10 protein-coding genes are annotated in these 10832 nt (G+C 76.1%); 8 read left to right on the top strand and 2 right to left on the bottom strand.

The features are described 5' to 3' along the window. Positions 1-173: 173 nt before the first annotated feature. The 4 genes from ACWF41_RS13135 to ACWF41_RS13120 all read left to right on the top strand — a co-directional run bounded on the left by ACWF41_RS13135 (position 174) and on the right by ACWF41_RS13120 (position 4658). Positions 174-1055: a hypothetical protein gene (locus tag ACWF41_RS13135; RefSeq protein WP_380326346.1), complete on the top strand. Its 882-nt coding sequence runs from the start codon at positions 174-176 to the stop codon at positions 1053-1055. Next, positions 1052-2281, top strand: a complete 1230-nt coding sequence (locus ACWF41_RS13130; RefSeq protein WP_380326349.1) for a sensor histidine kinase — start codon at positions 1052-1054, stop codon at positions 2279-2281. Before ACWF41_RS13135 ends, ACWF41_RS13130 begins: the two co-directional genes overlap by 4 nt. After that, positions 2278-2943 (top strand): response regulator, encoded by a 666-nt coding sequence (locus ACWF41_RS13125; RefSeq protein ID WP_380326352.1) that lies wholly within the window; start codon positions 2278-2280, stop codon positions 2941-2943. Before ACWF41_RS13130 ends, ACWF41_RS13125 begins: the two co-directional genes overlap by 4 nt. Before the next feature lie 80 nt (positions 2944-3023). Continuing rightward, positions 3024-4658, top strand: coding sequence for a hypothetical protein (locus ACWF41_RS13120; RefSeq protein WP_380326355.1), 1635 nt, complete (start codon positions 3024-3026; stop codon positions 4656-4658). Between the two features lie 4 nt (positions 4659-4662). On the opposite strand, the gene ACWF41_RS13115 is transcribed toward ACWF41_RS13120, so the two are convergent. Both ACWF41_RS13115 and ACWF41_RS13110 read right to left on the bottom strand, forming a co-directional pair. Continuing rightward, positions 4663-5724 (bottom strand): zinc-binding dehydrogenase, encoded by a 1062-nt coding sequence (locus ACWF41_RS13115; protein WP_380326358.1) that lies wholly within the window; start codon positions 5722-5724, stop codon positions 4663-4665. 139 nt (positions 5725-5863) lie between these two features. After that, positions 5864-6364 carry an inorganic diphosphatase gene (locus ACWF41_RS13110; RefSeq protein WP_380318487.1) on the bottom strand — a complete coding sequence of 167 codons (501 nt, stop codon included), beginning with the start codon at positions 6362-6364 and terminating at the stop codon, positions 5864-5866. Positions 6365-6579: 215 nt separating this feature from the next. On the opposite strand from ACWF41_RS13110, the gene dacB reads away from it, so the two are divergent. The 4 genes from dacB to hpt are packed head-to-tail and all read left to right on the top strand — an operon-like array spanning position 6580 to position 10820. Next, positions 6580-7989, top strand: a complete 1410-nt coding sequence (dacB, locus tag ACWF41_RS13105; protein ID WP_380318484.1) for a D-alanyl-D-alanine carboxypeptidase/D-alanyl-D-alanine endopeptidase — start codon at positions 6580-6582, stop codon at positions 7987-7989. A 28-nt stretch (positions 7990-8017) separates the two neighbouring features. Then, positions 8018-9106 carry a zinc-dependent metalloprotease gene (locus ACWF41_RS13100; RefSeq protein WP_380318481.1) on the top strand — a complete coding sequence of 363 codons (1089 nt, stop codon included), beginning with the start codon at positions 8018-8020 and terminating at the stop codon, positions 9104-9106. A 20-nt stretch (positions 9107-9126) separates the two neighbouring features. Beyond that, positions 9127-10266, top strand: coding sequence for a tRNA lysidine(34) synthetase TilS (gene tilS, locus ACWF41_RS13095; protein WP_380318478.1), 1140 nt, complete (start codon positions 9127-9129; stop codon positions 10264-10266). 2 nt (positions 10267-10268) lie between these two features. Next, on the top strand, positions 10269-10820 hold the full coding sequence (gene hpt / locus ACWF41_RS13090; RefSeq protein ID WP_380318475.1) for a hypoxanthine phosphoribosyltransferase: 552 nt from the start codon (positions 10269-10271) through the stop codon (positions 10818-10820). The last annotated feature ends 12 nt before the right edge of the window (positions 10821-10832 follow it).

The raw sequence follows: 10832 nt of genomic DNA, 5'->3' as shown, positions 1-10832 counted from the left end.
GCTATTCCCCTCCCTTACCGCCCTGGGCCCCGGTGACGGGCTCTTCTCCCTCGGTCCAAGGCCAGAAAGGGGAAAAACTTCCCCCCCCCAGCACCCGGGGGACGACCTGGGTCGCGACGACGGACGACCTGCGGGCGACGCGCGCGACGCCAGGTGCTCGCGACGCTGACGCCATGACCTCACGTGCTCGCACCGTCCTGGCCGTTGCCTCGTGCGCCGCCGCCCTGCTCGCCGGCCTGCTGCGCCTGCTGGGCGCGCCACCCGCCGGCTACTCGGCGATCTTCGCGCCGCGCGCGGTGGTGCCGGTCGCCGCCACGGTGGCGCTCGTCGCGCTGGGCCTGTGCGCGCGGCGCCCGCGCGCCGGCGTGCCCCTCGGGTGGGCGGCCGTCGTCCTGCTGTTCTGGGGGTCGGGCGGGCTGGCCCTCGAGGGCTTCCGTGCGTTCTTCGCCGTCACGGGCATCCCGGCGGGGGACTTCGCCGAGGTCGACGTGCCGGGGATGGCGGTGCGGAGCTTGTCGGCGCTCGCGGCCGTCACGACGGCTCTCGCCACCTGGGACGCCGCCCGCGCCGCCCGGCCCGCCGCCGCACCCGAGCCCCGATGGCCGCGGTACGTTGCCCTGGCGATGTGCGTCCCGTACCCGTCGCTCAAGGTCTACTGGTGGCTCGGCGGGACGGTCGGCCGCACCGGGTCAGGCACGGGGGGAGTGCCCTGGATGGAGGTCGCGCTGTTCGCCACGGGCGCCCTCGTCGTGGCGGGTCTCACGGGCCCGCGGGCGACGGGCCGCCTGCGCCCGCTGCTCCTCGCGGCGGGTTGGCTCGGGTCGACGGCCGCGCTCACGATGGGCGCGCTCATGGTGTTCGGCACCCTCGGGCAGCTGCTCGGGCTCACCGCGGGGCCGGTGGACCTGGAGGCCGGCGCCATCACCGGGCTCGTGGCCATGACGTACGGGAGCTGGCTCGCCGTCGGGGTGGCGCTGCTCGCCGCGACCCTGCAGGCGCAGGGCGCACGACGCGCGGTCCACCCCGCCCGGGCCGTCGCGGTCGGTGCCGGATGACGCGCGGGCCCGCCCGCGGCGACGTCGTCCTCGCCGCCGTCGCCGCCGTCGCGCTCCTGCCCCCCACGGCGGTGATCACGTTCCGCTCCCTGCCCGCGGGGGCGGCGACGGCGCTGGTGGCGCTGGCCGCGGCGGTGCACGTCGCGGTCGCCTGGCGCCGCACGGCCCCGGTCGCGTCGCACCTGCTGGTGCTCGCGGCGCTTGCCGGGATGCTCGTGCTGACGGGGCTGTTCCTGCTGCTGCCGTCGGCCCTGCTGGTGTGGCTGTCGGTGGCGTCCTGTGCGGCGTGGTCGGCGCGGCCGTGGCTGCCCGCCGCGACGGGCGTCGTCGGGGTGGCGGCGGCCGTGCTGCGGTACGCCGGCGACCCCGCGGTCCGCGGCTCCGGCTTCGGACCCGCGCCGTGGCTGCTGGGCCTGCTGCTGCTCGCGCTGCTCGCAGCGTCGTGGACCGCGGGCCTGCTGCGGCGCGCACAGGACGCCGCCCGTCGCGCCGCCGAGGAGCGGCACGCCGCGGCCCTCGCGGAGCGGGACGCACGCGCCGGCCGCGCGGCCCTCGCCGAGCGGGCGCGCATCGCCCGCGAGATGCACGACGTCGTCGCACACTCCCTGGCGGTGGTGGTCGCGCAGGCGCGGCTCGGACAGGCGGCGCCGGACCGCGCCCAGGAGGCGCTCGAGGCCGTCGAGGAGGCGGGGCGGTCGGCGTCCGGAGAGCTGCGGGGGCTGCTGCACGTGCTGCGCACGGGGGCGGGCGACGCCACGTCCGAGGGCGCGGTGCCCGACGATTCTGCGACCCGGCCTTCGCCCGGGCTGGACGACCTGCCCGACCTCGTGGCGCGGATGCGCGCGGCGGGCCACGAGGTCGACCTCGACGTCGCCGGGGAGCCGCGGCCTCTGGGCCCTGCTGCACAGCTCGCGGTCTACCGCGCCGTGCAGGAGGCGCTCACCAACACCGCCCGGCACGCCGGCCCCGGCGCCGCGTCTCGGGTGGCGCTGACCTGGCACGACGCGGGCTTGGAGGTCGTGGTGGCAGACGACGGCGGCGCGCCGGGCACGGCGCCCGGCGGTGCTGCCGCCGCCGGCGCGGGGACGGAGGGGACGGGGATGGGCCTGCACGGCATGCGCGAGCGCGTCGAGGCGGTCGGCGGCCGGGTCGAGGTGCGGCGCGACGCGGGCTGGTCGGTCGTGGCGACGGTCCCGGCCGGCGAAGGCACGGAGGACGGGTCGTGATCCGGGTGATCGTCGCCGACGACCAGGACCTCGTGCGCGCGGGGGCCGTGGCCGTGCTGGACGCGGCGCCGGACCTGGAGGTCGTGGCGGAGGCGGCCGACGGGGCCGCCGCGGTCGAGGCCCAGCGCCGGCACCGTGCGGACGTCGTGCTCATGGACGTGCGCATGCCCGTGCTGGACGGCATCGAGGCCACCCGGCGGCTGGTCGCCGGCGCCGCCGACGGGTCGCTGCCGCCGTGCCAGGTCGTCGTCCTCACGACCTTCGACCTCGACGAGTACGTCTACGCCGCGCTGCGCGCCGGGGCGAGCGGGTTCCTGCTCAAGGACGCCCCCACGCCCGACCTGCTCGCCGCCGTGCGCGCGGCCCACCGCGGCGACGCCGTCGTGGCGCCGTCCGCCACCCGCCGTCTCCTGGCCCACGTGGTGCCGCGGCTCCCCGACGTCGCCGCCCGCGACGCGGCGGCCGCCGCGCTGTCGGAGCGGGAGCGTGAGGTCGTGCGCCTGCTCGCCGAGGGGCTGTCCAACGCGGAGGTCGGAGCGCGGATCTTCGTGTCCGAGGCGACCGTCAAGACCTACGTCGGGCGGATCCTCGCCAAGCTCGACCTGCGCGACCGCGTCCAGGTGGTCGTCTGGGCGTTCCGGCACGGCCTCGTCGAACCCTGACCTCGGGATCGACCTCTTCTCCTTCCGCTCCAGGGGCATCGCCGCTACCGTTCAGGCAACCTTCAGAGAGCGGAGCGCACGTGAGCGGGATGCGTGGCCGGGCCGGGTCGGTCCTCATGACGGTGCTGGCGGCGTTCGGCCTGGTCGTGGCGGGCCTGGTGCCGCCCGCGACGGCGGCCCCCGGCGACAGCACCACCACCGTCACCGTCGGCGGCACGCAGTGGTGGCGAGGGCAACGGGTACCGCTCGACGTGACGGTGACCCAGGACGGCCTCCCCGTGGACGGCGCCCCCGTGGCGGTGTTCGTCGACGGGAAGTTCCAGTTCCCGATGTCTCGGCTCGTCCGCGGCTCGGGCGAGATGATCTTCGCGTCAGGGGCCGTGACGCCCGGCCGTCACGTCGTCGAGGTGCGGCACATGGACTACGCCGCTCCGGACTACGGCGAGCCGGGCTCGTGCAGCTGCTTCTCGTCGGCCTCCGTCGAGCTCGAAGTGCTCGACCCCGGGACGATGTTGACGCCGAGCAGCTGGTACTACGGCGACCGCACGACCCTCCACGTCACGCTCCCCGGGCCCGCCGACGCCTGGACCGGCACTCTCGGGGAGATCGGTAGCCCGCAGAGCGCGCCGATCGTGGACGGGGCGGCCGACGTCCCGCTCGGCGGGAAGGAGGTGCAGCCCGGCTCGATGCTCTGGCTCGAGCAGAAGTCCGACACCGGCGCCGTGCTCTCGAGGTGGGCGCTCCCGGTCGAGGTCCGTACCAGGACCACGGCCCTCGAGGCGACCCTCCCGGCCACGGTCCGCCAGGGGGCGGTGGTGACGGTCCCGGTCCGCGTGACCTCGCCCGACGGCGCGACGCCCCGGGGCACGGTGGGGGTGGAGTACACCCGCAGCGGCACCCCCGTGACCGTCGCCCGCGCGACGCTCACCGACGGCAGGGCCGCCGTCAGGCTGGCCGCGGACAGGATCCCGACGGGGACACGCACGCTGACCGTGCGTTACACGCAGAGCGACGACCTGGCGCCGTTCGGCTTCGCCGGAGCCGTGCGCTCCGGGTCGGTGACCGTCCTGCCCCGCCGGGCGACGCAGGTGACCACGTCGACGGCCGACGCCTGGACCTACGCGAGGTCCCGGAAGGTGTCGGTGCGCGTGACGGCCGCCGGCGCCGATCCCGACGGTCGGGTCGAGGTGCTGTGGCGCGGGGACAAGGTCGGGTCGGCCCGCGTGGTCGACGGCCGGGCGACCGTCTGGGTCGGTGGCAAGCAGGTGGAGCCGGGCGCCCGCCGGTACCTCACCGCGCGGTTCGTGCCGGCCGCGGCCACGGACGCCCCGTCGAGGCGGTCGTGGACCCAGCGCGTGCGCAAGGCCCCCGCGACCGTGCGCCTGACGATGGACCGGACACGGTTCCGCGCCGGCAGGCCGCTGGGGGACGTGCGGGCCACCGTGCGCGTCTCGGTCCCCGGGCTCCGCGAGGCCGGCAGGCTCTGTCTCCAGACCCGCCAGCCCGGTGATCGGTGGTCGGAGTGCTGGATCCCGGGCAGCGGGCCGCTGCGCTACTCGCACGAGGGCGTCAAGCGGATCACGGTCCCCTCCACGGCGCTCATCAGGTTCCACGGCAGCGAGCGCGGAAAGATGTACGTCCGGGTCACGTACACCCACCACAATCCGAACCGGGTGGCGGAGGGGTCGAAGCGGGTGACGACCGTCTGGTGGTGACCCGTCAGGGGCGCAGCAGCACCTTCGTCGCGCGGCGCTCGTCCATCGCGGCGTAGGCCTCGGCGGCGTCCGCCAGGGGGAGCTCGAGGTCGAAGACCTTGCCCGGCAGGATGGCGCCGGACAGGACGTCGGGCAGCAGCGTCTCCATGTAGCGGCGCGCCGATGCCATGCCGCCGCCGATGGTGACGTTGCGGTCGAACAGGCGCCGCACGCTGAGCTCGGGGCCGCCGTTCGGCACGCCGACGAAGCCGACCCGCCCGCCGCCGCGCACGACGTCGAGCGCCGTGTCCATGGACTGCTTGGTGCCGACGCACTCGAGCGCCGCGTCGGCCAGGTCGCCGTCGAGCAGGTCGCGCACGGCGGCCAGGCCCTCCTCGCCGCGCTCGGCGACGACGTCGGTGGCCCCGAAGTCGCGGGCCAGGGCCGCGCGGTCGTCGTGCCGGCTCATCGCGACGATCCGCTCTGCACCGAGCAGGCGCGCGCCGATGACGCCGGACAGCCCGACGGCACCGTCGCCGACCACGACGACGGTGTCGCCCGCGGAGACCCCCGCGGAGAACGCCGCGTGGTAGCCGGTGGACATGACGTCGGCGAGGGTGAGCAGGTGGGGCACGAGGCCCGCGGCCTCGAGCTCGGCCTCCGGCCGGCCCACGGGGAACAGGGAGTGCTGCGCGAGCGGGATGCGCACCCGCTCGCCCTGCGCGCCGTCGACCGGATTGCCCCAGCGGTCCGTGGAGCCGAAGCCGGTGACGACGTCGCAGGCGGCGGGGTATCCGGCGCGGCACGACTGGCACTCGCCGCAGCTCATGGTGAACGGCAGGATCACGAAGTCGCCGACCTGCGCCGACGTCACGTCGGCGCCGAGCTCCTCGACGACTCCCACCAGCTCGTGCCCGATGGGGCGCGGCCGCTTCACGGTCGTGACGCCGCGGTAGGGCCACAGGTCGGAGCCGCACACGCAGGCGGCGACGACGCGGACCACCGCGTCGCCGGGGGTCAGGACGGTCGGGTCGGGACGGTCCTCGACGCGGACGTCGCGGGGCCCGTGGATGACGGCTGCACGCATGCGCCCACGGTAGACCGCGCGCGAGGTTCGGACCGCGCAGGGACAGGCCGCGCAGGGACGGCGACGGCGCCGCCCCCTGGCGGGGTGCGGCGCCGTCGTCGAGGGCGCTCGAGTCAGCGCTGGTGGTCAGCGCTGGACGTCAGTGCTTGTCGTAGTACCCGGTGTCCTTGGCGCGCTGGAAGGAGCGCTCGATCTCGGCCTCGGCGTCGGTGCGGCCCACCCAGTGGGCGCCCTCGACGGACTTGCCCGGCTCGAGGTCCTTGTAGACCTCGAAGAAGTGCTGGATCTCCAGGCGGTGGAAGTCGGAGACGTCGTCGATGTCCTGGCGCCACGCGGCGCGCTGGTCGCCCAGGGGCACGCAGAGCACCTTGTCGTCGCCGCCCGCCTCGTCGCGCATGCGGAACATGCCGAGGGCGCGGCAGCGGATCAGGCAGCCGGGGAACGTGGGCTCCTCCAGGAGGACGAGCGCGTCCAGCGGGTCGCCGTCCTCGCCGAGGGTGCCCTCGATGAACCCGTAGTCGTCCGGGTAGCGGGTCGAGGTGAAGAGCATGCGGTCGAGGCGGATGCGACCGGTCTCGTGGTCCACCTCGTACTTGTTGCGCTGGCCCTTCGGGATCTCGATCGTGACGTCGAACTCCACTGTTCCTCCATGCTCGGACATGCTCGGGACATGTTCTGGTGCGGGCCATGCTCGGTGCGGACGCCCTGTCAAAGTGTGCCATGCGCGGTCGCCCGCGCCCGGTCCGGTGCGGCGGCCCCGATCGGCGGACGGACGTGGGAAGATACGCACGGAGCGCGCCACGGGATCCGGGCTGTGACGATGCTCACGGACATCTCACCGGTGCAGGAGGGCGCATGGGGTGGCGGGCCAGCGTCGGCGCCACCGTCACGACCGTGGTCGTGCTCTTCGGCGGATACCTCGTGGCGGACGCCTACGACGTCGTGCCCGGCCTGCTCACCACGTCCCCGCCGCCCGCCCCCGCGGCCCCGTTCCCGTCGGCCCCCGGCGCCGTCGAGGGGCCCGAGCCGGAGCGCTCGCTCCCCGACCTGCCCGACGACGCCGCCGAGCCCACGCAGGCGGCCGTCGGCAAGCTCGTGACCGGGCTCCGCAAGGACGACCGCCTGGGCAAGCGGGTCGGGGTGATCGTCACGGACGCCGCGACCGGCACGACGCTCGGCGCGAACGCCCCCGACCGCCCGATGGTGCCGGCCTCCACCCAGAAGCTGTTCACGGCGGTCGCCGCGATGGCGGGCCCCGGCGGGGACGCCACCCTGCCCACCACCGTCGTGCTCGACGGCGAGAGCCACCTCGTCCTCGTGGGCGGCGGGGACATGATGCTCGCCGCCGGTGCGGGCGACCCGGACGAGGTGAACGGCCGCGCCGGCCTCGGCGACCTGGCGACCCAGGTGGCGGCGGAGGTGAGGCTCAGCGGCAAGGACGTGACCCTCAGCCTCGACGACACGCTGTTCTCCGGCCCCGCGGTGCCCGCCAAGGTGCCCGCCGAGGACGTCACCCTCGGGTACACGGCCCCGGTCGCGGCGCTCGCGGTGAACGTCGCCCGGACCACCGACGAGGAGTACGCCCCGCGGGAGAAGGACCCCGCGATGGCGGCAGCGAAGACCTTCGCGAAGGCGCTGGAGAAGCGCGGCGTCACCGTGCGGGGCGGCGTGGACCGCGACAGCGCGCCGGCGTCCGCGCGGGAGGTCGGGCGCGTCGAGTCGGCGCCGCTGCGCGACGTCGTCGGCGACATGCTGCGCCGGTCGGACAACACGATCACCGAGGTCGTCGGGCGGATCGTGGCGATCGACGCGGGCATGCCCGGCACGGGGACGGCCGCGATCCGGGCCGTGACCGCCGAGGTCACCGACCTCGGCGTCGACATGGACGGTGCCACCCTGCACGACCTGTCCGGCCTGGCCCGCGGCTCGAAGGTCACGCCGCGCCAGCTCGCCGACACCCTGCGGCTCGCCGTCGACCCGGACCACCCCGCGCTGCGCGACGTCGCCGACGGGCTCGCCGTCGCCGGCCTCAGCGGCACGCTGCACGACCGCTACCCGAAGCCGAACCCCGGGCGCGGCTACGTCACCGGCAAGACCGGCAGCCTGCCGAACGTCACCGGCCTCGCGGGCACCGTCGTGACCACCGACGACCGGATGCTGCTGTTCGTCACCCTCGCCGACAAGGTGCCCGACGGCGGCACCTACGGCGCGCGGGTGATCTTCGACGACTTCGCCGGCGACCTCGCGGACTGCGGCTGCCGGTAGCCGCCCAGGATCTGGTTACCGTGGTCCCGTGACCACGCCCGCCCCCGCCGCCGAGCCCCTGCTGGACTGGACGGCGGCGGCGCAGATCGCGGCCCGCGTCGCCCGGCCGGGCGCCGTCGCGCCGCGCGACGAGCTCGACACGCTCGTGGCCGGTCTGCGCACCGCGGCGGGGACCGCCGTCGGGCACGTGCTGGAGGTCACCGGCATGACGCCCGCCGCCCCGCTGCCCGCCGACGGGTCCCTCGGCGACGTCCTCGTCGTGGACCGCGCCGGCTGGACGCGCGCCAACGCGCAGTCGATGCGCGCGATGACCGACCCCGTGATGGCGGCCGTCGCGGCCGACGTCCCGTCCACCTCGGCCGCCGCCCGGCTGGCCGGCGCGGCCGAGGTCGGGGGCCTGCTCGCGCTGCTGTCGGGGCGGGTGCTCGGCCAGTTCGACCCGTACGGGGCGGGGCGCGGCCGGCTGCTGCTCGTCGCGCCGAACGTGCTGCAGGTGGAACGGTCGCTGGGCCTGCGCCCCCGCGACTTCCGGCTGTGGGTGTGCCTGCACGAGCAGACGCACGCCCTCCAGTTCGCAGCCGCGCCCTGGCTCGCCGACCACCTCGTGGGGCGGGTGGGCGACCTCATGAGCGGCGTCACCCGCAGCTCCGTCGCGATGGCGCGCGCCCCGCTGCGGGAGAAGGTCGCCGTCGTCGGCCGCACCGTGCTGCGCGCCGTGCGCGGCGAGCTCGTCACCCCGCTCGACGGCGTCCTCGGCCCCGAGCAGCGCGCCGAGCTGGAGGAGATCACCGCCGTGATGGCCCTGCTGGAGGGGCACGCCGACGTGATGATGGACGCCGTCGGGCCGCGCGTCGTGCGGACGGTGCGCACCATCCGCGCGCGCTTCGAGAAGCGGCGCGACGGCGAGGGCGCGCCCGCGCTCGACGTCGTCCTGCGCCGGGTGCTCGGCATGGACGCCAAGCTCGCCCAGTACCGGGACGGCGCCGCGTTCGTGCGCGCCGTGGAGGAGCGGGTGGGCCGCGACGGGCTCAACGCCGTCTGGTCCGAGCCCTCGCACCTGCCGTCCGCCCGCGAGATCGCCGACCCGCGCGCCTGGGTGCGGCGCGTGCACGGCTGAGGCCGGGGCGGACGACGGGGATGGCCCGCGTCGACCCGGCGCTCGCGGCGGCCCGCGCCGCCGTCCGTGCCCAGCTGCAGGACCTCGCGCTCGGCCCGGGCGACCTGGTGCTCGTCGCGTGCTCCGGCGGGGCGGACAGCCTCGCGCTCGCGGCGGCGACCGCACACGAGGCGCGGCGGGTGGGGCGCTCCGTGCGCGCGCCGGGGTTCGCGGTGCGGGCGGGGGCGGTGGTCGTGGACCACGGCATGCAGGCCGGGTCCGACGCCGTCGCGGCGACGGCCGCCGCCCGCTGCCGCGACCTCGGCCTCGACCCCGTGCTGGTGCGCCGCGTGCGGGTCGACGACGCCCCCGGCGCCGGCGGGCCGGAGGGCGCCGCCCGCGCCGCCCGGTACGCCGCGCTGGACGCCGCGGCCGACGAGACGGGCGCGGTCGCCGTCCTGCTCGGCCACACCCAGGACGACCAGGCCGAGTCCGTGCTCCTGGGCCTCGCGCGGGGGAGCGGGGCGCGGTCGCTGGCGGGCATGCCGCGCCGCCGGGGTCGCTACGCGCGGCCGTTCCTCGGGCTGCGGCGTGCGCAGACCGAGGCGGCGTGTGCCGCCGCCGGCCTGGACTACTGGACCGACCCGACCAACCTGCTCCCCGACGCCCGGGCCTCGATCGACGGAGAGCACGACGGCGCGGTGCCGGCCCGCACGCGGGTGCGTGGCGCCGTCGTCCCGGCGCTCCAGGACGCGCTCGGGCCGGGCGTGGTGCCCGCGCTCGCCCGCACAGCCGACCAGCTGCGCGACGACGCGGACGCCCTCGACGCCCTGGCCGCCGACCTGCTCGCCGCCGCCACGGTGCCGGACGACGGGCCGGGCGGGCTCGGGCTCGACCTCGAGGTGCTGGTGGCCGCACCGGCCGCGCTGCGGCGGCGGGCGCTGCGGTCGGCCGCGCTCGCCGTCGGCTGCCCGCCGGGGGCGACGACGGCGCGGCACGTGGACGCCCTCGACGCCCTCGTCGTCTCGTGGCGTGGGCAGGGAACCGTCCACCTGCCGGGCGACGCTCGCGCGCTCCGCGCGTGTGGCAGGCTCTACCTGCACCCCGCCGCCGACGCACCCGCACGCCGTGCCCGGCCCGGTCGGCGCACCTCCCAGCCAACCCGTTCCCTCGAGGAGTGACCGTGGACCAGTCGGACGTCTCAGGCGACCTCGCCAACATCTTGCTCACCGAGGAGCAGATCGGCACCAAGCTCGACGAGATCGCCGCGCAGATCGACGCCGACTACGCGGGCAAGGACCTGCTCCTGGTGGGCGTGCTCAAGGGCGCGGTCATGGTGATGGCGGATCTCGCCCGCCGCCTGCACCACCCGGTGCACATGGACTGGATGGCGGTGTCCTCCTACGGCTCGGGCACCAAGTCCTCCGGCGTGGTGCGCATCCTCAAGGACCTCGACGCCGACCTCACCGGTCGCAACGTGCTCATCGTCGAGGACGTCATCGACTCGGGCCTCACGCTCTCCTGGCTCGTCGCGAACCTGCGCTCCCGCGGGCCGGAGTCGGTGGAGATCGCGGCGATGCTCCGCAAGCCCGACGCCGCGAAGGTCGACGTCGACGTGCGCTACGTCGGCTTCGACATCCCCAACGAGTTCGTCGTGGGCTACGGCCTCGACTACGCCGAGAAGTACCGCAACCTGCCGTTCGTCGGCACGCTCGCGCCGCACGTCTACAGCTGACGACCCGCTGGA

Source organism: Isoptericola sp. NPDC055063, from assembly GCF_053608125.1.
Note: the sequence above shows the minus strand (reverse complement) of the source record. Positions and strands in the feature narration are given on the sequence as shown.